Annotated in this window: 21 protein-coding genes, 2 tRNA genes and 1 pseudogene; 3 read left to right on the top strand and 21 right to left on the bottom strand. The window is 42.5% G+C overall.

The features are described 5' to 3' along the window. Positions 1–16 precede the first annotated feature (16 nt). The 6 genes from FC60_RS00625 to gap all read right to left on the bottom strand — a co-directional run bounded on the left by FC60_RS00625 (position 17) and on the right by gap (position 7,709). A complete protein-coding gene (locus FC60_RS00625) occupies positions 17–1,561 on the bottom strand; it encodes a ClC family H(+)/Cl(-) exchange transporter (protein ID WP_056936597.1) in 1,545 nt (514 codons plus the stop codon). 95 nt (positions 1,562–1,656) lie between these two features. After that, entirely contained in the window at positions 1,657–3,060 is a 1,404-nt protein-coding gene (locus FC60_RS00620; RefSeq protein ID WP_056936596.1) for an amino acid permease, read from the bottom strand. A 133-nt stretch (positions 3,061–3,193) separates the two neighbouring features. Then, positions 3,194–4,516 (bottom strand): phosphopyruvate hydratase, encoded by a 1,323-nt coding sequence (eno, locus tag FC60_RS00615; RefSeq protein WP_007122609.1) that lies wholly within the window; start codon positions 4,514–4,516, stop codon positions 3,194–3,196. Positions 4,517–4,602: 86 nt separating this feature from the next. Beyond that, positions 4,603–5,358, bottom strand: coding sequence for a triose-phosphate isomerase (tpiA, locus tag FC60_RS00610; RefSeq protein ID WP_056936595.1), 756 nt, complete (start codon positions 5,356–5,358; stop codon positions 4,603–4,605). Positions 5,359–5,414: 56 nt separating this feature from the next. After that, a complete protein-coding gene (locus FC60_RS00605) occupies positions 5,415–6,629 on the bottom strand; it encodes a phosphoglycerate kinase (RefSeq protein ID WP_056936594.1) in 1,215 nt (404 codons plus the stop codon). 69 nt (positions 6,630–6,698) lie between these two features. Beyond that, a complete protein-coding gene (gene gap, locus FC60_RS00600; RefSeq protein ID WP_056936593.1) occupies positions 6,699–7,709 on the bottom strand; it encodes a type I glyceraldehyde-3-phosphate dehydrogenase in 1,011 nt (336 codons plus the stop codon). Between the two features lie 252 nt (positions 7,710–7,961). Between gap and FC60_RS09745 the strand changes: the two genes are divergently transcribed. Together FC60_RS09745 and FC60_RS00595 are read left to right on the top strand one after the other, a co-directional pair. Beyond that, the gene (locus FC60_RS09745; protein ID WP_268871574.1) at positions 7,962–8,093 is read left to right on the top strand and encodes a hypothetical protein; all 132 of its coding nucleotides are present in this window, start codon (positions 7,962–7,964) and stop codon (positions 8,091–8,093) included. Between the two features lie 66 nt (positions 8,094–8,159). Next, positions 8,160–9,178, top strand: a pseudogene (locus FC60_RS00595) (Gfo/Idh/MocA family oxidoreductase). Between the two features lie 59 nt (positions 9,179–9,237). On the opposite strand, the gene FC60_RS00590 reads toward FC60_RS00595, so the two are convergent. From FC60_RS00590 to FC60_RS00580, 3 genes are all read right to left on the bottom strand, one after another. Continuing rightward, positions 9,238–9,321 (bottom strand) — tRNA-Leu (locus tag FC60_RS00590). Positions 9,322–9,348: 27 nt separating this feature from the next. Then, positions 9,349–9,420: transfer RNA gene (locus FC60_RS00585), tRNA-Arg, on the bottom strand. 85 nt (positions 9,421–9,505) lie between these two features. Further along, positions 9,506–11,005 (bottom strand): peptide MFS transporter, encoded by a 1,500-nt coding sequence (locus tag FC60_RS00580; RefSeq protein ID WP_056936592.1) that lies wholly within the window; start codon positions 11,003–11,005, stop codon positions 9,506–9,508. 194 nt (positions 11,006–11,199) lie between these two features. On the opposite strand from FC60_RS00580, the gene clpP reads away from it, so the two are divergent. Then, positions 11,200–11,790 (top strand): ATP-dependent Clp endopeptidase proteolytic subunit ClpP, encoded by a 591-nt coding sequence (gene clpP, locus FC60_RS00575; protein WP_007121721.1) that lies wholly within the window; start codon positions 11,200–11,202, stop codon positions 11,788–11,790. 54 nt (positions 11,791–11,844) lie between these two features. Here the strand turns inward: clpP and whiA are convergent, their stop codons facing one another. The 12 genes from whiA to galU all read right to left on the bottom strand — a co-directional run bounded on the left by whiA (position 11,845) and on the right by galU (position 26,556). Continuing rightward, positions 11,845–12,777: a DNA-binding protein WhiA gene (gene whiA, locus FC60_RS00570; RefSeq protein ID WP_056936591.1), complete on the bottom strand. Its 933-nt coding sequence runs from the start codon at positions 12,775–12,777 to the stop codon at positions 11,845–11,847. Between the two features lie 32 nt (positions 12,778–12,809). Further along, positions 12,810–13,787 (bottom strand): gluconeogenesis factor YvcK family protein, encoded by a 978-nt coding sequence (locus FC60_RS00565; RefSeq protein WP_056936590.1) that lies wholly within the window; start codon positions 13,785–13,787, stop codon positions 12,810–12,812. Positions 13,788–13,799: 12 nt separating this feature from the next. Continuing rightward, on the bottom strand, positions 13,800–14,669 hold the full coding sequence (gene rapZ / locus FC60_RS00560; RefSeq protein ID WP_056936589.1) for an RNase adapter RapZ: 870 nt from the start codon (positions 14,667–14,669) through the stop codon (positions 13,800–13,802). A gap of 114 nt (positions 14,670–14,783) precedes the next feature. Continuing rightward, on the bottom strand, positions 14,784–15,338 hold the full coding sequence (locus FC60_RS00555; RefSeq protein WP_056936588.1) for an NUDIX hydrolase: 555 nt from the start codon (positions 15,336–15,338) through the stop codon (positions 14,784–14,786). After that, entirely contained in the window at positions 15,339–18,191 is a 2,853-nt protein-coding gene (gene uvrA, locus FC60_RS00550; protein ID WP_056936587.1) for an excinuclease ABC subunit UvrA, read from the bottom strand. An 8-nt stretch (positions 18,192–18,199) separates the two neighbouring features. Further along, positions 18,200–20,212 carry an excinuclease ABC subunit UvrB gene (uvrB, locus tag FC60_RS00545; protein ID WP_056936586.1) on the bottom strand — a complete coding sequence of 671 codons (2,013 nt, stop codon included), beginning with the start codon at positions 20,210–20,212 and terminating at the stop codon, positions 18,200–18,202. Between the two features lie 102 nt (positions 20,213–20,314). Beyond that, entirely contained in the window at positions 20,315–20,509 is a 195-nt protein-coding gene (locus tag FC60_RS00540; RefSeq protein ID WP_056936585.1) for a hypothetical protein, read from the bottom strand. A 4-nt stretch (positions 20,510–20,513) separates the two neighbouring features. Further along, positions 20,514–22,238, bottom strand: a complete 1,725-nt coding sequence (locus FC60_RS00535) for a phospho-sugar mutase (RefSeq protein WP_056936584.1) — start codon at positions 22,236–22,238, stop codon at positions 20,514–20,516. An 86-nt stretch (positions 22,239–22,324) separates the two neighbouring features. Then, complete coding sequence (locus FC60_RS00530; protein ID WP_056936583.1) at positions 22,325–23,110, bottom strand: Cof-type HAD-IIB family hydrolase; 786 nt, start codon at positions 23,108–23,110, stop codon at positions 22,325–22,327. An 8-nt stretch (positions 23,111–23,118) separates the two neighbouring features. Then, complete coding sequence (locus FC60_RS00525; protein ID WP_056936582.1) at positions 23,119–24,501, bottom strand: MFS transporter; 1,383 nt, start codon at positions 24,499–24,501, stop codon at positions 23,119–23,121. Between the two features lie 76 nt (positions 24,502–24,577). After that, a complete protein-coding gene (gene trxB / locus FC60_RS00520; protein ID WP_056936581.1) occupies positions 24,578–25,516 on the bottom strand; it encodes a thioredoxin-disulfide reductase in 939 nt (312 codons plus the stop codon). A gap of 128 nt (positions 25,517–25,644) precedes the next feature. After that, positions 25,645–26,556: a UTP--glucose-1-phosphate uridylyltransferase GalU gene (gene galU, locus FC60_RS00515; protein WP_007121882.1), complete on the bottom strand. Its 912-nt coding sequence runs from the start codon at positions 26,554–26,556 to the stop codon at positions 25,645–25,647. Positions 26,557–26,599 lie beyond the last annotated feature (43 nt).

The following is a 26,599-nucleotide window of genomic DNA, read 5'->3' as shown; positions in this document are numbered from 1 at the left end:
ACAACCTATTAAAACATTACACTACCATCTCATGCGCCCATTGATTAATAGTCGCTTTATGTGCTTGTTGATCCTGATCAGTTAATTCAATGATTAAAGTATCCCCAACCTTCAACTTCGTATCACCACGAGGAATGATCTGTTCTTCACCCCGCCAAATGCTTAAAATTAGGCAACCAGCTGGCCATTCAACTTCTTTAATCATCTTGTCCACTAAGCGCGAGCCTTCATAAATGGAAGTTGTCATCTGGGTCATCCCTTTAAACATAATCTTTTTATGTTGTAAAAAGTTTTGCAACATCTCATTATAAACCGGTTGGCCATTCAATAAATCAACGACCAAATAGGCCACCATTGAAACTACCGCCAAGGGCATTAAATGAGCTAAAGAACCAACCATTTCAGTAATTAATAAAATGGCCGTAAAAGGTGCTTTACTAATGCAGGCAAAATATCCCGCCATTGCGTAAATAATAAAGTTAGGTAATAGATTTTGGGGAAAGCCCATAAATCGAATCATGAAAGCCCCATAAAATGCGCCGAGTACGGCTCCAAGGGTCAAAATGGGCAAAAAGATCCCGCCTGGAATTTCAGCCCCGTATGAAATCATTGAAAAGACGAAGCGTAAGACGAACAACCCCAAGAAGAACCAAACCGAGACCGGTAATTTCGTTAAATTGACAATTAACTCATTGCCGCCCCCTAAAGTGATGGGTAAATACCAGGCAATGGGAATCACTAACAGAAAAGGAACAATTGGATACCATTGGGGTTTAAACCATTTTACTAGTCGACTCCACTTCCCTAAGCGGACAACGACATACTGATATAAGCGTCCCATGACCCCCAAAACAATTCCTAACAGGAGTAATTGCCAATACTGACCAGCCGGTAACACAGCTTCATGAGCAACATCTAGATCCGGACGTAAGCCAAAAAATTGCATGGAAACAAAATTGGAACACAAGGCACTAATAAACACTGACATCCAGACTAAGGGCGAGAAATTATGATAGACCTCTTCTAAAATAAACATCGCGCTCGCCATGGGAGCATTAAAAGCGGCTGACAAACCAGCGGCCGCCCCACTAGCAATACCAACTCGACGTTCAACTGGAGTCAAGGTCCGTCGTTCGACAATTCCTTGGCCAACTGTAGCACCTAATTGAATGGACGGACCTTCACGCCCTAAAAACAAACCAGCGCCAATGCCAAAGACCCCGCCAAGAAATTTTCGCCATAACACGGGCCACCAGGCTTCTTCGTATTCGCCCATTAGTTGACCTTCCACTTGTGGAATCCCCGACCCCTTAATATCAGGATAATTTTGACAAAGCCATCCTAAAAAAAGTGCCATTAGCACACTGATAACTGCCCACGGAATCAACCAGATTGGCTGATGATGAAAGAACTCGAATAATAAAAGGACTAAATTTAAGGCCTTTTGGATCAAAAGGCGAAAACAGCTAACTACTAATCCAGCCAATAAACCAATCACGATCGCTAAACCGATTTGCCGGAAATTATTATATTTTAAGGTTACTAAACGTTGTTCTTTCATCATAGCCTCCGTTACGAGAATAGTTTAGCACTTCCAACTTCAACAAAAAAGGAGCGATTTTTCGCTCCTAAACACCGCCCATTTTAATCATCAGGTCAGGATTTATCAAGATCCGGATGACCATCCTTACCATAACGAATTAAGTAAACTATCGTTGCCACAATCAGAACTAATGCACCCACAATAACTGAAATTCGCGTATCTGGATTGACGAACATAAAGATCACAATCAAGGTCAACATTGCAAAGGCAAAATAATTGGACAATGGATATAAAGGTAATTTAAATGGATGCGTCGCCATAATTTCGGGATTATTACGCCGGAACCGCATTTCGGCCAGCAAAATTACGAACCAAGGAATCATTCCTGGTAACACCGATGAACTGAAGACCACCACAAACATATTGGAAGTCGACTTATTAAAGACCGTAGCCAAAATATCTAAAATGAAGCCAATTAAGATCCCACCAGAGATTCCTAAGATCGCGGCATCAGGAATAATCCGTTTGGAAATACGGCCAAAGATCTTTGGGGCGTCACCTTCATGCGCTAATTTAAACAACATCCGACTGGAAGAATAAATTCCGGAATTGGCACCTGATAAAGCTGCCGTTAAAACCACGAAATTAATAATCGAGGCCGCCGCTGTAATCCCAACTTTGGCAAAAGTTGAAACGAAAGGCGAGCCAACACTCCCCAGTTGATTCCATGGATAAATGGTCACAATTACAAAAATTGCTCCCACATAGAAAATCAAAATTCGAAATAAGACAGATTTAACGGATTTAACAATCGCTTCTTGCGGATTAGCTACTTCACCAGCTGAAATTCCCAGTAGTTCAATCCCTTCATATGAACCAACGACAATCGACATGGCAAAAAAGAAACCAGTCCAGCCACCCGTAAAGAAGCCACCGTGTGACCATAAATTACTAAAGCCAGTCGGATGTCCACCATTACCAAAGCCGAAGAAAATAACCATAAAGCCTAGCAAGATCATTAGGATGATCGTGACCACCTTAATCATGGCAAAATAAAATTCCATCGTTCCATAGGCTTTCACACTCACTAAATTGGCGAGAGCTAAGAAGAGAATAATCACAATCCCTGATACCCAAGCTGGTAAATGCGGCCACCAATATTGTAAGTATTCCGTAGCCGCCACGACTTCTGACATCCCAACAACTATGTACTCAAACACATTGGCCCATTTAGCGAGATAACCAAAAATCGGATGCACATACTCGGCAGCATAATCGGCAAACGATCCAGTTCCGGGATTAATATAAATCATTTCACCCAAAGCTCGCATCACGACATACAAGACTATCCCGACTAAGGCATAGGCCAAGATAACTGAAGGACCGGTCCATTTAATCGTTGATGTCGATCCCATGAACAACCCCACTCCAATGGCACCACCTAGAGAAATCATTTCCATTTGTCCTGCCGTCATCGAACGGGACAACTCAGGCGCACCTGATGATTTATTACTCATCACAAACCTCCGTATCTTTTTTCCTCACAATCATGAATTATATTGCAATCTGGAGTCATTCGCAAATTTAATCCAAACAAAAAAGAGGTTCCGAACTAAAATTGTTCGGAACCTCTTTTTTCACAAGCGCAAATTACTTGTTTTCAATTTCTTCACGGGTTTGTTCACTCAAGTTGTAGAATGAGTTGATTCCCTTGTATTGAGCAACGTCACCAAGGTTGTCTTCAATCCGCATTAATTGGTTGTACTTTGCAAGACGATCAGTCCGGCTCATTGAACCAGTCTTGATTTGACCAGCGTTCAAAGCAACCACTAAATCAGCAATCGTTGTGTCTTCAGTTTCACCAGAACGGTGAGAAACGATAGCAGTGTAACCGGCTTCCTTAGCCATTTCAATAGCTTCAACTGTTTCAGTCAAAGTACCAATTTGGTTAAGCTTGATCAAGATTGAGTTAGCAGCCCCCATCTTGATCCCCTTAGCAAGGTATTCAGTATTAGTAACAAAGAAGTCATCACCAACTAATTGAACCTTCTTACCAAGCTTATCAGTAATGGTTACCCAGTCATCCCAGTTGTTTTCGTCAATTGGATCTTCAACTGATACAATTGGGTACTTTTCGATCAAGCCAGTTAAGTATTCGATCCATTCTTCAGTGGTGTATTCTTCACCAGTTGACCAACGAAGCTTGTACTTCTTGTCTTCGTCGTTCCAAAGTTCGGAAGCAGCCACGTCAGCAGCAATAGCAACGTCCTTACCAGGCTTGTAACCAGCAGCTTCAATCGCCTTGATTAAGTATTCAAATGGTTCTTCGTTGTTAGCAAAGTCAGGAGCAAAACCACCTTCATCACCAACCGCAGTAGCCTTACCATCAGCTTCCAAGGCCTTCTTCAAAGCGTGGAAAGTTTCGGAACCCATCCGGATTGCTTCCCGGACACTCTTAGCACCGACTGGCATAATCATAAATTCTTGGAAGTCAACCTTGTTATCAGAGTGAGCACCACCGTTGATAACATTCATCATTGGTGTTGGCATCAAATGTGCATTGAAACCACCAAGGTAGTTGTAAAGAGGAACTTCTAATTCGTCAGCAGCGGCCCGAGCAGCAGCTAATGAAACAGCCAAGATTGCGTTAGCCCCTAACTTACCCTTGTTTGGAGTTCCATCAAGAGCAATCATAGCCTTATCAATGGCAACTTGGTCAGTAACTTCCATACCAACCAATTCCTTAGCGATAACGTTGTTAACGTTAGCAACGGCCTTTAAAACACCCTTCCCGCCAAAACGGTCTTTATCACCATCACGAAGTTCAACCGCTTCGTGTTCACCAGTTGAAGCACCAGAAGGAACAATTCCCCGTCCAGCACCACCAGCTTCAGTGTAAACTTCCGCTTCGACAGTTGGGTTACCACGTGAATCTAAGACTTCACGAGCATAAATATCTGTAATAAGTGACATTTATATAGATCTCCTCTATTTCTTTAATTCCAAGCAATTTGCTTACAGTTTCATTGTATTATTTTGTGCATCTTAAAACAAGGATTTTAGTCATTAAAATTCACGAGTTCCAAGAAGGTTCGCGGATCTAAACTCGCCCCACCAACAAGGACGCCATCAATATCTGGTTTCGCCATCATTTGCTTAATATTATCAGGGGTAATGCTACCACCATAGAGGATCCGCGTCTGTCTAGCCACCGTTTCATTAAACATATGCCCCAAGGTTTGGCGAATTAGGTAACATCCCTCTTCGGCCTGGCTAGGATCGGCACTTTCTCCTGACCCAATGGCCCAAGTCGGTTCATACGCAATCGTCACCTGCTCAGCTTGTTGAGCGGTAAGTCCTTTTAGATCATCCAAAATCCGTGCTACCACCCACTCGACGCGTTGACTAGTGATTAAGCGGCCCATCGTCTCATCACAACAAACAATGGGGCAAATTCCTGCTGCAATTGCCGCCTTAATTTTCCGGTTGATGAGTTGGTCATCTTCATGAAAAAGTTGTCGCCGTTCAGAATGACCCAAAATAACATGATGAATCCCCGCCGCATACAAAGCAGTCGGACTTGTCTCACCAGTGTATGGACCACTGGTTTGATAATAGCAATTTTCGGCAGCGATCTTTAACGGGCTGCCCTGTGCAGCTTCTAACATAGCCGTTAAAGCAATTGGTTGCCCCGCAAGCGCGGTTTCCAATTGCGTTGCTGGGGGCAAGGCCGTTTTAATCTGCCTAACAAACTCCACCGATTCGGCAACGGTTTTATTCATTTTCCAATTTCCTGCCACAATTGGAGTACGCATCTTAAACCTCCTCATACATAAAAAGGCTAGGTGTCCCCCAGCCTCTTATTTAATCATTATTTGTCAGAAATTGCGGCAATTCCTGGTAAGGTCTTACCTTCAAGGTATTCCAAGGAAGCCCCACCACCTGTAGAGATGTGAGTTAATTTATCCGAAATACCTAATTGTTTAGCGGCTGCGGTGGAGTCCCCACCACCAACAATCGTCGTAGCATCCGTTAAGGTGCCTAAGAATTCACCAACTTCAAGTGTCCCTTTAGCAAAGTTTGACATTTCAAAGACACCCATTGGTCCATTCCAAACCACGGTTTTGGCATCCTTTAACACGTCCTTAAATTCTGCAACTGACTTAGGACCAATGTCTAAAGCCATGTAGCCATCATCAATGTCGCCTTCAACCACTTTCGTGTCAGCATCATTAGCAAACTTATCAGCTTCAACACTGTCAACTGGCAATACTAACTTATCGCCCGCCTTAGCCATAATTTCCTTAGCAACATCAATCTTGTCTTCTTCAACTAAGGAATTACCAATTTTAATTCCTTTGGCAGCATAGAAGGTGTAAGTCATACCACCACCAACAATAACCTTATCAGCCTTGTTTAGTAAGTGATCAATAACCCCAATCTTGTCAGAAACCTTAGCTCCCCCAAGAATTGCAACAAATGGGTGAACTGGATTATCAACCGCATTCCCAAGGAATTTAATTTCCTTTTCCATTAAGAATCCAGCGGCCGCTTGCTTACCATTAGCCTTCATTGCCGTTGCAACGCCGACATTGGAAGCGTGTGAACGGTGAGCTGTCCCGAAGGCATCATTAACAAAGACATCACCAAGAGAAGCCCAGTATTCGCCAAGTTTTGGATCATTTCCCGATTCACGCTTAACGTATTCACCATTAACCACGTCTTCGTACCGGGTATTTTCAAAGACCAATACTTGACCATTTTCTAATTGATCAATCGCCGTTTCTAATTCAGTTCCCTCAGTTGCTGGAACGAATTGCACAGGCTTACCAAGCCGTTCTTCAAGTTTAGCAGCCACTGGCTTCATTGAAAGACCTGGCTTGTCATCTTCTGACTTAATCCGACCCAAGTGTGAGAACAAGACCGCACGGCCACCATGATCAAGGACATAGTTGATCGTTGGCAAAGCGGCCACGATCCGGTTATCGTCACCAACAACCCCATCCTTAATTGGCACGTTAAAGTCTACCCGCATTAAAACTTTTTTTCCTTCTAATTGAAGGTCTTCAACTGTTAATTTAGCCATTCATTTCCCTCCTAGTGAAAAGGCGGGCGGATTGCTCCGTCCACCTTTCATGAGACTACAATATTCGCATTAAAGAGTTGCGAAGTGTAACAAAGTACGGATCATGTTTGAAGTGAAACCGTATTCGTTGTCATACCAAGCAACCGTCTTAACTAATTGCGTGTCACCGGCAGTCGTAACTTCAGTTTGTGAAGGATCAAATACTGAACCGAAAGTTGAACCAATGATATCACTTGAAACGATTTCGTCTTCAGTGTAACCAAAGGCTTCGTTATCTTCAGTAGCCTTCTTCATAGCTTCGTTAACTTCTTCAACCGTAACCTTCTTGTCTAAGACCGTTACCAATTCAGTTAAGGAACCGTCAACAACACCAACCCGTTGAGCGTGTCCTTGAAGCTTACCATTTAATTCAGGAACAACTAAACCAATAGCCTTAGCAGCCCCAGTTGAGTGAGGAATAGTGTTAACACTAGCAGTCCGGTTGTTACGCATCTTGCTACCACGAGGTCCATCCAAGATCATTTGAGTTGAAGTGAAGGCGTGGATAGTAGTCATGGTACCAGCCTTAACACCAAAGTTCTTGTTCATGAAGTAAGCCATTGGTGCAAGACAGTTAGTCGTACATGAAGCAGCTGAAACGATCTTGTCATCAGCAGTTAAAGTGTCAAGGTTAACACCTGGCACAACAGTCTTGATGTTACCAGCAGGTGCTGAAATCAAGACACGTTCTGCACCGGCTTCAAGGTGAGCACTAGCCTTTTCTTCTGAAGTGTAGAATCCAGTACATTCAAGCACGAATTGAACACCATCGTTCTTAACCCAAGGAATATCCTTTGCATCGCGTTCTGCGTATACAGGGTATTCCTTGCCATCAACAACGATCCCAGTTTCGGTAGCACTAACTTCACCAGGGAAGGCACCATGAGTTGAGTCATACTTAAGTAAGTATGCTAACATTGCAGGAGTAGTCAAGTCGTTGATTGCAACCACTTCAATATCCTTAGCGCCTAGTTCGTGAATCCGCCGGAAAGCCAAACGACCAATCCGACCAAAACCGTTAATACCAATCTTTACAGTCATACTGTAAGTTCCTCCTTTAGGAAAATAATTTACATGTATAGTCTAGCACTCTTGTTCAAAAAAGTACAAGCGAAACACTGCCTTTTTTACAGAATGCAAACTTTAAACAACATCTACTATTCTATTGGTTTTATGATCAAATGTCCATTGCAATATAAATGATTTATTGTTGGATAATGGTTGATCTTTCAGGCGCGGTTATGTATAATTGGAAAAGTTGATTATACGAAATTAAAAAGGAGGCACATTCCAATGCGTAAAGCACATCCACATGGTGTACAAGGACGTCGTCCAATTGCTTCAAAGTACAAGCAAACTCAAAAGCAAAAGAAGATTGATGCTATTCGTAAGTGGGCTAAGGAAACGCCTGCCGATGAAAAGTAATGTTTAAGGGCCAATGACAAGCTAACCGGTTTGTCATTGGCCCTTTTTTTGAACTAGGAGGTTCTGATGTTAAACATCGCTTATTTAGGTAATGGAAAAAGCACTAACCGTTACCATCTACCCTTTATGCTGAAGTCAGGGAAATTTATCCTTAAAACAATCTTTGCCCGCCACTTTGATGGACCTTGGGAAAAACTTCCACAGGTCCACTATACGCAAGATCTCAATGATTTGTATCAGGATGATACTTTAGATTTAATCGTCATCACCACACCACCGGAATTCCACTATCAATATGCTAAAAAATGCCTTGATCATGGTAAAAATGTGCTAGTGGAAAAGCCGTTTGCTCGGACGAAAGCTGAAGCCGAAGAATTGTTCCGATTAGCCAAGGAACGCGGACTCTTTATTCAGGCCTATCAAAATCGGCGTTTTGATAGTGATTTTCTCACTACGCAAAAAGTGATCGAAAGTGGTAAATTAGGTACCCTACTGGAAGTTGAAGATAATTACGACTATTATCGACCAGAGATTCCGGTAAATTCGACTGATTTAGATTGGACTAGTAGCTTTCTTTATACCCACGCTTGTCATACTGTCGACCAAATGATTTCCTATTGGGGACAACCACAACAAATTAATTATGATGTCCGTCAATTATTAGGCGCCAACAAAATGAACAATTACTTCGATCTGGACTTTAACTACCAAAATCTCAAGGTTTCGATTCGATCCAGTTATTTTCGCATTAAAGCTCGCCCCACTTTTGTGGCTTACGGGACTAAAGGGATGTTTGTTAAAGAAACCGAAGATCGGCAAGAAATTGATTTAAAACATTTTACTTGCCAACTAACGATCATCCGGATTTTGGACTTTATCAACCGGAACACTATGGGGCCTTGACCTACTATGATGATCTAGGCAACTACCATGAAGAAAAAGTGGTGTCTGAAGTTGGGGATTATGCACGGATGTATGAGGCCGTTTATGAAAGTATCGCCAACCACCAGCCGAAAGTAGTTCAAGATTGGGAGACCATTGCTCAAATTGAGATTTTAGAACAGGCCTTTGGTAAGCTACAGTAATTAGTAAAAGACCAACTTCATTTTACCAATGGAGTTGGTCTTTTTCATACTATTCTATATGCCCCAGGCAGGATTCGAACCTGTACATGGTTACCCATACAACGACCTGAACGTTGCGCGTCTGCCAATTCCGCCACTGGGGCAACTGTTATACCTTAAGATACAACAAATGCGCCCCCGGGGAGTCGAACCCCGATCTCGAGAACCGGAATCTCACGTGCGATCCATTACACTAAGGGCGCATAATTATTTGCTTTTTACAACAGAAATCATGTTACACGATTTAGCCATAAAAAGCAAATATAAAATTAAAATAAAATCAAACGATTAGGCTTCATCCTCCATCAAGGAGAAGATTTTCTTCGAGATTAATAATAAACCAATCCCTAAGACAACACTAACGGCCCCAATTGATAAGAAGTATGGAACTTCTGTCCCGGTACTGTAAAACTTAACAATTTGCGCATTAATTGCTTGGGCCGCCGCATCGGCTAACAACCATAAACTCATCATTTGTGAACTATAAGCCTTCGGAGCAAGTCGAGCAGTTACTGACAAACCAATTGGTGAGAGTAACATTTCCCCGATCATACAGATGAACCAAGAACCAACTAACCAGAATGGACTAACCTTACCTGCAGTTGTTCCATGGATAATCCCTGGCAAGGCCATCCAAATATATGAGGCCCCCGCAAAGATCAATCCACCAGAAAACTTCTTCGGTGAACTAGGTTGATTCTTCCAGTTATTCCATAGCCAAACAAAGATTGGCGTCAAGATCATGATGAATAATGGATTCAGGACTTGGAAGTTAGCAGCTGAGTAATGCCAACCACCAATATGTAGAACAGTCCGTTGTGCTGCGAATAAGGCCAAAACAACGGATCCTGATTCTTCAATACTCCAGAAGGCTACCGCAGCAATCCATAATGGAATGTATGCCTGAACCTTCTTCTTTTCTTTGGACGTAACTTCTTTGCTCTTCAACATGATGACAAAATAAGCAATCGGCACAATAAAGGCTAAAACCGTCACCATGTTAATAATGTTCTCAATATTAAGTTGACCAACTAGGAAGAGGCCACCTAAGAAGGCTAGCACAACCACCAGACCAGCAACAATCCAAGTAACCACCCGCCGTAGATTTTCCTTTTCGATTGGCTCCGTTGGAACTAAACTTTGAGGTGAAATATATTTTTTCCCATCAATTAAGTATTGGACCAAACCAATAAACATCCCGATCGCAGCCAAAGAAAAACCGGCATGGAAATTTTGGTGAGCACCAAAGGCGTGGAAACCAAATCCACCTGCAGCCCATGGCACGGCAATTGGAGCAATAAAGGCCCCAAAGTTAACCCCAAAATAGTAAAGTGAAAAACCAGCATCACGCCGGGCATCTTCTTCAGAGTATAACTTCCCCACCATGTTGGTAATATTCGGTTTCATTAGCCCAGATCCCACCACGATAAAGGCGATGGAAGCATATAAAGCCCCCTGACCAAATGGTAGTGATAAGGAGATGTGACCAAACATAATCAGTAAAGCACCATAAAAAACGGTCCAATAAGATCCAAAGACCCGATCTGATAGCCAACCACCAACGATACTGGATAGATAAACCAGCGAACCATAGATCGACATCAATGAAGCCGCCGTGGCTTGGTCCATGCCCAAACCACCTTGACTAACAGCATAGTACATATAGTACAGTAAAATTGCCCGCATCCCGTAGTAAGAGAATCGTTCCCAGGTTTCCGTGAAAAACAGGGTTGATAAACCACGCGGTTGCCCGAAGAATGCAGTATCAAGATTTCTTGATTTTCCCATGAGTAGGCTCCTTTATTTTTAATAAAAAATTAAAAGTATTTTATAACGATTATAGGATGCTGTCAAATTAACCAAAAATATAAAAGTTTTAACTTCACTGACATATTATTTGACCTTTTTTGACCAACGGCGTAAACTATTGGCATACGTTAGCAAATAACACTAACGAGTGCTAAATATAAGGAGGCCGCATTATGAACTTAGTGCCAACTGTCATTGAACAATCGTCACGTGGCGAACGTGCTTATGACATTTATTCTCGGTTATTAAAAGACCGGATTATTATGCTTTCGGGTCCAATTGAAGATGATATGGCTAACTCAATCGTTGCCCAACTACTCTTCTTAGATGCCCAAGATTCTACCAAGGATATTTATTTATACATTAATTCACCTGGTGGGGTTGTGACTTCAGGAATGGCCATTTACGATACGATGAATTTCATCAAATCGGATGTTCAAACGATCGTAATCGGAATGGCTGCCTCAATGGCTAGCGTCTTGGTATCATCGGGTGCCAAGGGCAAACGATTTGGATTACCACACTCTCAAGTCATGATTCACCAACCTTCTGGTGGAGCACAAGGACAACAAACGGAAATCCAAATTGCTGCAGAAGAAATCTTGAAGACTCGGAAGATGATTAACGAGATTTTAGCTAAGAATTCTGGACAACCATTCGATAAAGTGGAACAAGATACTGAACGTGACCACTACTTAACGGCCCAAGAAGCTGTGGAATATGGCTTACTTGATGGTATTATGGACAGTAACGAATTAAAATAATTGGATCCAAAAAACTGAGGCTGGTGAAGAAATTCTTCACCAGCCTCAGTTTTTTTATGCTTCCGCCCGCAATTGATCAGCATAGTCATTAATTTTTCGCAAGCGATGGTTAACGCCTGATTTTGAGATTGGCCCGCCTGGCACCAATTCACCAAGTTCTTTTAAGCTCACTTCTTGATGCTGTAATCGCGTTTCAGCAATTGCCCGTAACTTCTCAGGTAGGTTCCCCAGACCCACTCGAGCATCAATATATTTAATGTTTTCAATTTGCTTATTGGACGCATTGGCAATTTTATCCAGATTTGCATTTTCACAATTAACCAAGCGATTCACCGAATTGCGCATATCCCTTACAATTCGGATATTTTCAAATTTCAACATGCTGGTTGTGGCCCCAATTAATTGTAGAAAATCAGCAATCTTTTCAGCCTCTTTCAAATATACAATGTAACCACTCCGACGATTCGTCATCCGAGCATTTAAGCCATATTGATTAATCATTTCAGCAATCATTTCATTATGCTCTTCATATAATGAATAGATTTCTAGATGATAACGCGAAGTTTCGGGATTATTAACTGACCCCCCGGCTAGAAATGCGCCACGCAGATATGAGCGAATCATTAAATCATCCGCTAATAATTCAACGGGCACCCGTTCCTTAATCTGAAAATCTTCCAAGATCCCTAGATCGCCTAAGATGTCTTGGGCATGGTAATTTAAGCGGACCACATAGGTATTATTCTTTTTCAATTTCATCTTGCGTCGCACTGAAATATCGCACTCCACCTGATAAAGCTGGCGAATTAAAGAATAAATACGGCGGGCGATCGCCGGACTTTCCGTTTGGATATTAAGCGTCATTTCATGATTAGCAATCCCCAGGGTGCCATTCATCCGAATTAATGCCATTAACTCGGCCCGCGCGTTTTGATCCCGTACCTCAATTCCGGTTAATTCTTTTTTTACTTCACTGGCGTATGACATTTGTCCACCGTCCTTTGACTGCCTATTTGTTATTAATGAACATCATGAAGTCGATTAATCAATTCGTCCACAATTAAATTCTGGTTATGAAAAGCCCCATTGTCACGTAACCGTAAGAAATTCGATGAAATAACCCGGCAGTCTTGATCTCGCAATCCTTGGAAATCGTGACCAACTGGGGAAGAAATCTCATTCCATTCTTGGAAATTAATGTAATCCTCGGGAACTCGTTCACTATTGACTAAGATGGTATCAATAAAATGATATCCTAAATGATAATTTAAAACTCGAACGTGATCGGCATCCGTAAAGCCGTCAGTTTCCCCTTTTTGCGTCATAATATTACAGATGTAGATAATTTCCGCCTTCGTAGCTTTCAAAGCAGCTTGAACGTTTTTTATCATGAGGTTGGGTAAAATGCTGGTGAACAGGCTTCCTGGCCCGATTACCACTTGTTCAGCTTCTAAGATCGCATCAATCACCGCTGGTACGGCCTGCGGTTCATGGTCGTCTCCATCCGTCGTCACCCAAACTCGCTTAATGTTCTTATGGGCGCGAGTAATTTCAGATTCTCCTGCCATTTGCGTGCCATCAGTAAATTCAGCATTTAATACTAAAGGCTCATTAGCAACTGGATAAATCCGTCCATTAACCTTCATCAGATCAGTCAATTCTTGAACCGCTTCAAAAATCCCGCCCTTCATTTCCGAAAGGGCCGAAATAATTAAATTTCCAATCGCATGTCCGGCAAAAAAACGGTCCGAACTCTTAAAACGGTATTGAAAAATATCTAATTCTAAATTTGATAACTCAGACAGGGCGGCCATTGCGTTTCGGATATCACCAGGTGGGACCACGTTGATATAATCACGAATAATTCCTGACGAACCCCCATCATCGGCGACGGTCACCACAGCCGTAATATCCACATTATGATCACGCAGGCCACTTAAAACTACTGGCAATCCAGTCCCCCCGCCAATCACCACAACTTTTGGTTTATGAAACATGACAAATCCTTCCTACTGTGCTTTTTCTACATCACGGTGATGGACGCTAGCTTGATAGCCGGCTTCACTTAAGGCCGTTGATAAACGATTCGCCATGGTAACTGAACGGTGTTGTCCACCAGTACAGCCAATAGCGATGGTCAAACTACTTTTACCTTCTTTAATATAACCTGGAAGAGTAGTCATCAACAGCGCTAGAAAATGACGATAAAAAGCTTGGGCTTCGCTAGTTTGCATAACGTAATCTTGAACTGCTTGATCATTACCGGTCAAGTGTTTTAATTCTGGTAAATAAAAGGGGTTGGGCAAAAAACGAACATCCATCACGATATCTGCGTCTAAAGGAAGCCCATATTTAAAGCCAAAGGACATCACATTGATATAAAATTGGTCAGTTTCCCCATCGCCAAAATAATCCTGGAGCCGCAGTCTTAGTTGACGCGGAGTAAGGGTGGTCGTATCTACCACTAGGTCAGCTTCACTTTTCATGGTAGCCAATAATTGCCGTTCCCGTTGAATTCCTGACATCACCCCATCATTTTCGCTAAGCGGGTGCTCACGCCGGGTTTCTTTATAGCGAGCCACTAACTTGACGTCATCAGCATCCAAAAAGAGTAAGTGCATGGTAATGTCTTCGCGAGCACGGAGTCGATGAATCAAAGGCAAAATACTATCATAAAAAGATTGTGAACGAGCATCCATCACCATAGCAATTTTTGAAAATTGATGAGATTCTTCAATCACATCAATAAAGCGTGGTGCCAGACTAGGTACCATATTATCAATCACAAAATAACCGCTATCTTCAAAGCTCTGTACCGCGACGGTTTTGCCGGCACCACTCATCCCAGTGATAACTACCACTTCTAATTGCTGGTCCATCTTTCTTCCCCCTCACAATTCTTTTATTAGTTTAACATACCGGGTGTGTCATTAATAGTTAGGCATCCTTGCTTTCTAAAAATGAGGCTGGGAAGAACCAACCTCATTAATTTTTTATCGATTAAAGAACCGATATCCACTTAGCAGCAGTTCGTCCAAGGGATTTCGTTGTAACTTAACTTGTGACGACAAGGTCGCTTTCACAACTTCTTTCGTAAAATCAGGTACCTGCATCGTATCCATCTCAGCTAGAGAATAAAAACCATAGGCATCATTTTCTGAATTCAGTCTAATTTTCCCACTTAGATATTCAACTTGAAAAGTTACATAAACATTATGAGCATTTTCGCGCGGTTGATCACCGACCATCACAACCTGGTTAGCTCTAACCTGAATTCCCAATTCTTCAGCAAATTCGCGAGTCACCGCTTCGTCTAAGTGATCAGTTTGCTCCACAAAACCGCCGGGATTAATCCAATTCCCTTTGCCAGGATTTTGGGTCCGCCGGACTAACAAAGCTCGATCGTCCTTAAGCAAAACACCTCCGGCGCTAATGGTACAGTCATTCCAATGGGTATAATCTCCTTGTGGACACACATCTCGTTGAACGTTATCAATTGTCACTTGTTCTAATGGATGACCACATTTCGGGCAAAAATTATATTGCATTTATTTCCCCTTCTCTATGCGTGCTTGATCGCGATCAAGCATTTCTTTGAGATATTGACCAGTGTAACTATTGGTAACTTGGGCAACTGCTTCCGGCGTCCCAGTGGCCACCACTTGACCACCGCCAGCGCCACCTTCTGGGCCAAGATCAATTAACCAATCTGCGGATTTAATCACATCCAAATCATGTTCAATCACGAGGACGGTATTACCAGCATCAACTAGCCTTTGTAAGACCGCTAACAGACGTTTAACATCATCCATGTGCAACCCAGTGGTTGGTTCGTCTAAAATATAGAAACTCTTACCATTTGATTGACGATGTAATTCAGAGGCTAATTTCATCCGTTGGGCTTCCCCTCCTGACAAAGTCGTTGCCGGTTGACCTAACGAAACATATCCTAAGCCAACATCTTCAATCGTTTGTAACTTCCGTTTAATTTTTGGAATGGCACTAAAGAATTCTAAAGCTTCCGAAACCGTCATATCGAGAATCTGGGCAATATTCTTATCCTTATATTGAACCTCGAGGGTTTCTGAATTATAACGGGTCCCATGACAAACTTCACACGGCACATAGACATCGGGCAAGAAATTCATTTCAATCTTAATAATCCCGTCACCCTTGCAGGCTTCGCACCGTCCTCCTTTAACGTTAAAACTAAAGCGTCCTTTATTATAGCCTCGTAATTTAGCTTCATTCGTCTGTGCAAATAGTCCCCGGATGTCATCAAAGACCCCGGTATAAGTAGCGGGGTTACTCCGGGGAGTGCGTCCAATTGGTGATTGATCAATATCAATCACCTTTTCGACATTTTTTACTCCGGCTACGGATCGGTAAGCTCCTGGTTTATCAGATGACCGATTTAATTGTTGGGATAAGATCCGCTTTAAAATCGTGTTGACTAAGGTGGATTTCCCGGAACCAGAAACACCAGTCACTACTACAAATTTACCCAATGGAAAATCAACGGTAATATCTTTGAGGTTGTTTTCATGGGCCCCCTTAATGGTGATCTTTTTCCCATTGCCGGACCGACGAGTCGTTGGAACCGGAATGGTCAGCTTCCCAGCTAAATATTTCCCCGTTAGCGATTTACTAGAACGCATTAATTGCTTAGGCGTTCCCGTTGCCATCACTTGACCGCCCTTTTCTCCGGCTCCTGGACCAATATCTACAATATAATCTGCCGCCAACATGGTATCTTCGTCATGTTCTACCACAATTAGGGTATTGCCGAGATCGCGCATCTTCTTTAATGAAGCAATTAAACGATCGTTATCACGTTGATGGAGCCCAATCGAAGGTTCATCAAGTACATACATCACTCCTGATAAGTTAGAGCCAATTTGAGTTGCTAACCGAATCCGTTGAGCTTCCCCACCTGAAAGAGTCCGTGCCGCCCGACTTAAGGTCAGGTATTCAACACCAACATTTTGCATGAAAGTAAGCCGATCAACGATCTCTTTTAAAATTGGTCTAGCAATTGCCATTTTCTGTTCACTTAATTCCATATCAGCAAAAAATGGTAATTCTTCACTAATTGGCAATTCCGAGATCTCACCGATATTATGATCAGCCACTTGGACACATAAGGCTTTCTCGTTTAAACGATAGCCATGGCAGTCAGGGCAAGGTAATTCGGCCATATACTTACGCATCACTTCACGGGTAAAGTCCGAATTTGTTTCCCGATAACGTCGGTCAACATTGTTCATCACCCCTTCGAATTCGACATCAACATCCCGTACCCCACCAAAATCATTTTCGAAATAGAAATGAAATTGCTTATCGCCGTTACCATATAATAATTGCTGTTGTTGATGTTTGGAAAGTTGTTTAAAAGGCGTATCTAAATCGATTCCTTCACTCTCACAAAATTGTTCTAACAAACTAGGATAGTATTTTGACGAAATCGGGTTCCATGGTTCAAGTGCCCCTTCTCGCAAGGTTTTTGTCCGATCTGGAATCACTAAATCAATATCAACTACTAATTTAGAACCCAGGCCTTCACAAGTTGGGCAGGCTCCTAACGGCGCATTAAAAGAAAATAAACGTGGTTCTAGCTCGCCCACGGTAAAACCACAAATTGGACAAGCATATTGTTCGGAGAAGGGAATGGCTTCGCCTCCGATCACATCAGCAACTGCAAAGCCATCACTCAAACGTAGCGCAGCTTCAAAAGAATCAAAAAGGCGGGATCGAACTCCTTCTTTGACCACGATCCGATCAACCACTACGTTAATATCGTGTTGCTTGTTTTTGTCGAGTTCAGGAACTTCTTCCAAATCATAGGTTTGACCATCAACTTGCACTCGTACAAAACCATCTTTTTTGATTTTTTCAAAGATCTTTTGCTGGGTTCCTCGTTTCCCACGGACTACTGGTGCCAAGATTTGCAATCGAGTTCTTTCTGGCAACGCAAGCACCCGATCAACCATTTGTTCAGGGGATTGACTAGTAATTGGAATGTGATCATTGGGACAAATCGGGGTCCCCACCCGAGCCCATAATAAGCGCAGGAAGTCATTAATTTCCGTCACCGTTCCGACCGTTGAACGCGGGTTATGCGAGGTCGTCTTTTGGTCAATGGAAATTGCTGGTGAAAGACCTTCAATAGAATCTACATCCGGCTTATCCATTTGACCTAAAAACTGACGAGCATAAGCTGATAAACTTTCCACATAGCGTCGTTGGCCTTCGGCATATAAGGTATCAAAAGCGAGTGAACTTTTCCCCGAGCCTGATAATCCGGTAACCACAACTAATTTATTTTTAGGAATATCAACATCAATATTCTTCAAATTATGAGAACGTGCTCCCCGAATCTTGATTTTATCGTTTGTCGCCATTTTGTCTCCTACTTTTTCATCTTCGCGGTTAATTCCATCACGGTATCCCGTAAAATCGCCGCCTGTTCAAAGTCTAATCGTTTAGCTGCTGAACGCATTTGCTCATTTAAATCATCCAGCATCTTTTGCTGATCAGCCTTACTTAGTTGCATAAAGTCTTTTTCCGTAAATTCTGCCGATTGATCTTCTTTTGTATCTTCAACCGGTTTAACCGCACTAATCGCTTCTCGGATTGGTTTAATGATCGTTTGTGGCGTAATCCCATGTGTTTGGTTATAGGCCTCTTGAATCGTTCGCCGCCGTTTGGTTTCAGTAATGGCAGCTTGCATCGAATCAGTAACTGTATCAGCATACATAATTACTGCTCCGTTAGCATTTCGTGCTGCCCGACCAATGGTTTGAATTAATGATCGCTCATTCCGTAAAAAGCCTTCCTTATCAGCATCTAAAATTGCCACTAAAGAAACTTCTGGAATATCTAGCCCTTCCCGCAACAAGTTAATCCCGACTAAAACATCAAATTTACCTAGTCGTAAATCCCGAATAATTTCAGTCCGTTCCAAGGTTTTAATATCACTATGTAAATACTTGACCTTTAAACCAGCATCTTTCAAATAATCGGTTAAATCTTCTGACATTTTCTTAGTTAAGGTCGTTACCAAAACTCGCTCATTTTTCTCCACGCGAGTATTAATCTCACCAATTAAATCATCAATTTGCCCCATTACCGGTCGAACTTCGATAGTTGGATCCAGCAACCCCGTTGGCCGAATGATTTGTTGCACCACGTCTTGGGTTTGTTCTTCTTCATAAGGGCCGGGTGTGGCTGACATGTAAATGACTTGATGAACATGTTGTTCAAATTCGGCCAGTTTTAAGGGCCGATTATCCAAAGCACTTGGTAAACGGAAACCATAATCAATTAACATTTCCTTTCGCGCTTTATCACCATTGTACATCCCGCGAACTTGAGGCATTGTTTGATGAGATTCATCGACAATTAACAGAAAATCCTTTGGGAAGAAGTCTAACAATGTGTAAGGTGGTTCGCCGGGCTTTCGCCGATCCATATAGCGCGAATAGTTTTCGATCCCATTGGTATAGCCCATTTCGCGCATCATCTCAATATCATAAGTGGTTCGTTGCTGAATCCGCTGGGCTTCAAGCAATTTACCTTCTTTGGTGAATTTGGCAACCTGTTTTTGCATATCGGCTTCGATTTCTGGCAGGGCAACCTCCATCGTTTCTTCACTGGTCATAAAGTGGGTAGCCGGGAAAATTGAAGCATGTTCCCGGTCACCTAAAACTTCACCAGTTAAAGCATCCACCTCGCGAATCCGGTCAATTTCATCACCAAAAAACTCAATCCGTAGGGCCCGCTCTTCTCGTGAAGCAGGAAAGATTTCAACCACATCGCCCCGGACCCGAAACCGTCCCCGTTGAAAATCAATATCATTGCGGTCGTATTGAATTAAGACTAGTTCTCGTAGTAAGCGATTGCGGGAAATTTCTTGACCAACCCGTAAGGAAACTACGTGATTTTGGTATTCTGCTGGCGATCCTAAACCAAAGATACTAGATACCGAAGCCACCACAATGACATCATTACGTTCAATCAGAGAACTCGTCGCCGAGTGCCGCAATTGATCAATTTCATCATTTACTGAGGCATCTTTTTCAATATAAGTATCACTCGATGGGACATAGGCTTCTGGTTGGTAGTAATCATAGTAACTAACAAAATATTCTACCGCATTGTTCGGAAAGAATTCTTTCATTTCCCCATATAATTGGCCAGCTAAAGTCTTATTGTGTGACAAAATTAAAGTTGGCTTATTAACATTGGCGATCACATTAGAGATGGTAAAGGTTTTTCCAGTCCCTGTAGCTCCCAACAAGATCTGAGCTTTCTCACCAGCTTGAATACCATCTGTTAGCTGTTGAATGGCTTCCGGTTGATCACCGGTCGGCTGAAACTTCGAAACTAGTTCAAATGGTCGGTCGGCTTGTCGATAAATCATGTCCATCCTCCGTACTATAAAAGGCTAGGATCATCCTAGCCTTTTATTCAATAATTATTCTAATTTTAACACACGAACATGCATTCCCCTAATCAGGTAAACCTATTTATTTTCTGATTGTTCCTCTTGGCGCATTTGCATCCGTGTTATCCATGCAAATTGATAGCTAGCCGCTACTACATAAAGTAGCAAACAAATAATCATCGGAATAAATAAGCGCATCACTAAGAGCATCCCCGCCACAAACATGGCTAAATTACTCAAAATTGGAATTAAGGTTGGTAAAGATCGTTTCATTGATTTAGGCTTCCGCAAATTCAGTTAAATCCTGGACAAATTGGTCTAGCTTTGCCACTGCTGCAGCTTGTGATTTATCACTGGTCCCAACATAATATTTTAATTTCGGTTCGGTTCCAGATGGTCGAATCGCAATCCAAGTCTCATCATCAAAGACATAACGTAAGACATTGGAATTTGGCATTTGTAATTCTTCGACCGTTCCATTAGCTAACCGCTTCGTGTTATTAGAAAAATCATCGGCTTCCACAATTTGGTGGCCAGCTAATGAAGTTGGAGCCCCCTCACGGAACTTCGTCATGATCGCAGCAATCTTCTTAGGTCCCTCGATTCCCGCATAGGTCTTAGAAATGGTCTTTTCTTCAAAGTAACCATATTCTTCAAAGAGTTCCTGTAACCCATCGTACAGGTTCATCTCACGACTCCGATAGTAAGCAGCAATTTCGGCTAAGAGCACTAAGACTTGAATAGCATCCTTATCCCGGACAAAGGGCTTAATTAGGTAACCAAAACTTTCCTCAAAGCCAAACATAAAGGTATGGTTATGTTGTGTTTCGTATTGGTGAATTTGATCGGCAATCCACTTGAAACCAGTTAAGACATTGACCATGCCAACCCCGTATGATTCAGCCACCTTCGTTGCGAAATTGGTGGAAACAATTGACTTAACGGCCGTTGCATTAGCAGGTAAATCACCGGCTTGCTTATGGGCTTCCAAAATGTAATGAAACAAAATTGTTCCGATTTGGTTACCTGTCAAAAGTTGATATTCACCATTTGGTTGACGAACGGCACAACCTAAACGGTCGGCATCAGGATCGGTTGCAATTAACAAATCGGCATCGATTTGTTTACCTAAAGCCGTCGCTCTCACAAAAGCTTCTGGAAATTCGGGATTAGGATGTTCCAAACCTGGGAAATCACCGTTAGGGCTGGCTTCTTCTGCCACTAATTCATAATTCGTAAAACCGGCTTGTTGTAAGGCTCGTTCACCAAGCATTCGCCCTGTCCCACAGAGGGGAGTGAAAACAAACTTCAGATCCTTACCATATTCTTTAGCCAAATCTTGATTAACAGTCACGGTTTTCGCATTGTCTAAGTAGGCTTGGTCAACAGCTTCGCCAATAACTTCTTCAATCCCATCAGCTAGTAATTGACTTTCGTCAGCTAACTTCACGGCAAAAAGATCTTCAATTTGACGAATATAAGTCGTCATCTGATCAGACTCTTTTGGTGGCATTTGTCCCCCATCTTCACCGTAAATTTTGTAACCGTTGTATTCTTTAGGATTATGGCTGGCGGTAATCATAATTCCAGCATAGGTATGTAAATGACGAACGGCAAATGATAATTCTGGAGTTGGTCGTAAATCATCAAAGATGTATGACTTAATCTGATGAGCTCCTAACACCCGAGCTGCCTCATGGGCAAACTCCCGGGAATTATTCCGTGAATCATATGAAATAGCAACCCCCCGTTGCTTCACTTCATCACCTAAGCTGTCCATCAACGTAGCTAACCCTTCTGTCGCTTGACGAACCGTATAAATGTTCATGCGGTTAATCCCAGGGCCCATCAACCCCCGCATCCCGGCTGTTCCAAATGACATTGGTTGATAAAAAGCATCTTCAAGTTCTTCATCATCGGTTACTGCAGTTAATTGATTCTTTAAGTTTTCATCTAAATCTGCATAATTTAACCATTCTTGATAAGTGTCTCTCCAAGTCATGCTTGATCGTCTCCTTTGCATAATCTGTGGATATTATAACTTATTTTCAATCAAATGAATACTTGTTCTAACCGAAAGTCACTTTATTAGAGTAAGCGCTCCATTATCCTAGCTACCCCATCGTTATCATTCGTGTCGCCTACGATATCTGCCTGCATTCTAACCGATGGGGCAGCATTAGCAACGGCCACAGATATCCCCGCTCGTTTAAACATTGGAAGGTCATTTTCGTCATCACCAAAGGCTACAATTTCTTTGGGTGCAGCCAAATGATGCTCTAATAAGTATTGGGGAGCGAGTCCTTTATTAACACCTTGTCCAGTAATAGTTAGATAGCCATCTCCTGAATTAACCACCTGAATTTCAGGAATAGCTGTTTGTTGTAGGCATGTAAAGACCGCTTTAAATTGGTCCGCATCTGGAATAACTATCAATAGTAATAACGGGTCATTTAGTGGCTGATTCATCCCGATTATATAGTCATCTGCTTGGCAATATTGTAATTCCGGAGTCAAATCGACCGTTAAGCGTGGGAGATACCATTTCTCTTCATCCATCCAAGTTACCGGATAGTCTGGAAACTTTTTCCTCATCAGCTCCTTAATTTGCTGATAAATGGATAGCGAAATGGCATGTTTAGCTTGAATCCGACGATCTCCCCCGATCCCTTCAAAAACCAATGCTCCATTTAAGGCGACTTGGGGACCTGTTAAGCCTAATTGCTGAATAAAGGGATCCATTTGTCTTGGCAATCGTGCCGAGCATAGCATTAATGGTAATTGATTGGACTTGATTACTCTAATCGTCTCTAGACTTAACTTGGCCTGCTCATTTAATAAGGTGTGATCTAAATCACTAATGAAATATTTCATCCGGATGCCTACTTTCCCTTGGGGATCGAGATGAAATAAACTATCCCGATACTAATGGATAAGATCATTAACACAATTAAAGCATGTTGGGTCCCGATCGCCGTAGTCCGTGCCATTTGACTAGCGGTATCGATCTGACTAGCAGCCACAATCATCGAAACTAAATTGGTCCCTAAGGCCCCCGCAAACTGTTGTAAGGTGGTCATAATGGCGTTGCCTTGCGTTTGTTCGCCATGGCCTAGCTGACCTAAAGCACTAGTCATCACGCAGCCCATTCCAGCACCCATCCCGGCCATGTAGCCGATATAGATAAATAAGATTAGTCCATTGGATAAGGACTGGCCAAACCAACTAAAGGCGATCAAAGATAAGATACTAAAGCTAATCCCCGTTAAAATTGGGGTTCGTGGTCCAACATGATCTAACCAAGAGCCAGCTAATGGAGCGCAGATCGCCCCCGCAAAGCCTGCTGGTAATACGATCAAGCCGGCCAACATAGCGGAATTCCCGTTGACTAACTGGATATAGTTAGGGAGTAAAAAGGCGAGCCCTAACGAAAGTATTTGCATCATAAAGAAGCCATACAGGTGCCCACTAAAGCGTTTGTTTTTCAATAAACCGAGCCGTAAAATTGGATCAGCAATACGTAACGACCGCACCACGAGGATGACTAAAGCAATTAGGCCGATGGTTAAACTACCGGCTACTGGCATCGACCAAAAAGCCGTTGCACTCATCTGATTAATTCCAATCATTAAGGCCGTGAAGAAAACAATAATTAAAGCAAAAGACGCTCCATCGAAGCGATGAGCTTGCAAGCTTGATCCTTGGCGAATCCCCCAAACGCCAAGGACTAAGGAGACTAGCAATAATGGTAATAATAAATAAAAGACCCATCGCCAGCCCAATTGGTCGACCACCACGCCCCCAAAGGTCGGTCCAAGTGCTGGAGCAATCCCCGTAATTAAATTGCCTAGGCCCATCATCATCCCAATCTTACTTTGTGGAACTTGCTCTAAAATAATGTTAAACATTAACGGCAAGGAAATCCCGGTCCCAATCCCTTGAATTGCCCGACCGATCAATAACCAGACAAAATTACCAGCTAAGGCATCAATGATAATCCCTCCGATAAAAAGGCTAATCGCCGTCAAAAAGAGGGTCTTCGTCTTAATGGTGGCCTTAAAGTATGCTGAAAGGGGCACAATAATCGCCACTAAAAGCAGGTAAATTGAGGTCATCCATTGGACTGTTCCAGTATCAACCTTAAAATCATTCATCAAGGTCGGAAAAGTAATATTCATCGCAGTTTCGACGATCACCCCACAAAAGGACAGGAGACCCGTCGCGATGACTGCTGCAATCACATGTCGATCAATTTTTTGTTGCATAACACACTCCTAAATTTCAGAATATACGAGTATAAAATGAAAAAAGAAGCCCTGTCAAGGACCTCTTCATTGAGAATTAAGACTGTTCTAAATAATGATATACTTGTTGCCCAGCAATCGCCCCATCTCCAACGGCGGTGGCAATTTGGCGTAGGACTGTTTCACGAACATCCCCAATAGCAAAAATCCCCTCAACCGGAGTTGCCATCTTTTCATCAGTCTTGACCCAACCTTGTTCATCTATGATTCCTAGATCTGCAAATGGTTGTGTCATCGGCGTATTACCAACATAGATAAAGACCCCATCCACGGCAAGGTCACGATCAGTATTGGTCAGGTTGTCGTGGAGCTTAATGCCAGTCACTTTATTATCATCCCCGATAATTTCTGTGGGACTAGTATTAAAAACAAACTCCATCTTGTCATTTGCCTTCGCCCGGTCTTGTAACATTGGTTGTGCCCGTAATTTATCCCGCCGAACAATTACCGTCACTTGATCTGCGAATTGAGTCAGGTACATTCCCTCCTCAACTGCTGAATCGCCACCACCAATCACGGCTAAATGCTTCCCCTTAAAAAAAGCACCGTCACAAACCGCGCAATAGGAAACTCCCCGGCCTCCATATTCTTCTTCGCCAGGAATTCCTAAATGTTTTTGTTGCGTCCCTGTCGCAATTACTAAGGCACGGGCCGTAAAGGTTTCATCCATATCAGTCGTCACGTGTTTTAAGCCATTCTCATCCACCGTGACTTTGGTTACTGAACCATAGGCATAATTAGCCCCAAATTGGGTGGCCCCTTGATACATTTGTTCAGCTAATTCCGGTCCCTGAACAGTTTTGAAACCAGTATAATTCTCAATCGTCCCTGTATTGTTAAGGTTTCCCCCGTAAATCCCCCGATCCAACATTAAGACATCTAAATCTGCTCGGGAGGCATACATTGCCGTCGTCATTCCACCAGGGCCAGCCCCGATCACGATGACATCATAATTGGTTTTTGTTGCTTCTACCATCTTTTTGCTCCTCGTTTTTTGATAATGATATCTTAATGTTTTTTACTGAACTTGTCGAGCAAACCGACTTATCCCACCCTAAAACAAATCCCGAAGGCTGATTTTAACCTTCGGGATAGTTTTTAGGTTTATTTTTTGCTGGCTTTGCTGTCTTCTTTAACAAACTTAGCCCCTAATTCTTTAATGTATTCGCGTAATTCAGTTTTCGTTTCTGGGTGATTCAAACCATATTCAATGTTCGTTTCAATCCAGCCAAACTTATTACCCACGTCATAACGCTTTCCCTTGTATTCATGGGCAAAGACACGTTGGGTCTTATTTAAAGTATTAATGGCATCCGTTAATTGAATTTCGTCCCCTTTGCCCGGCTTCGTGTTTGCTAACACGTCAAAAATTTCGGGGGTAAAGACATAGCGTCCAATGATTGCTAAATCACTAGGAGCATCTTTAGGAGCCGGTTTTTCAACAAAGCTCGTGACATTGAACAAGCCTGGTTTAACTTCAGCACTTGGATTGATAACCCCGTATTTGGCTGTGTCTTCATGTGGCACCCGCATTACTGCTAAGGTGGAAGCGCCCGTTTCTTCGTAAGAATCAATTAATTCTTGCGTTAATGGCTTACCATCGTTATTAATGTTGTTTAAATCGTCCCCTAACATTACAACAAATGGTTCATCCCCGATAAAAGCTCGCGCCGTCAAAACCGCATCACCTAAGCCCCGTGGATGCGATTGACGAATAAAGTAAATGTTAATATCAGTCGTTTCTTCTACCAATTTAAGCATTTCATCTTTATGCTTTTCGCGTAGATTGTCTTCCAATTCAGGGTTGGAATCAAAGTGATCTTCAATGGAGCGCTTGTTCTTCCCATCAACAACGACAATGTCTTCAATCCCTGACTTCCGCGCTTCTTCAACAATAAATTGAATGGTTGGCTTGTCGACAATTGGTAACATTTCCTTGGCTAAGGCTTTCGTCGCAGGTAAGAATCGCGTCCCCAACCCTGCAGCTGGAATAATCGCTTTGCGTACTTTTTTCATATTAGTCCTCCGTACGGTACGTACTTTGTTATTGCATTTTGAA

Origin of the sequence: Limosilactobacillus gastricus DSM 16045, from assembly GCF_001434365.1 — a bacterium.
Lineage (GTDB): Bacteria > Bacillota > Bacilli > Lactobacillales > Lactobacillaceae > Limosilactobacillus > Limosilactobacillus gastricus.
This window is presented reverse-complemented; position numbering and strand designations above follow the sequence as displayed.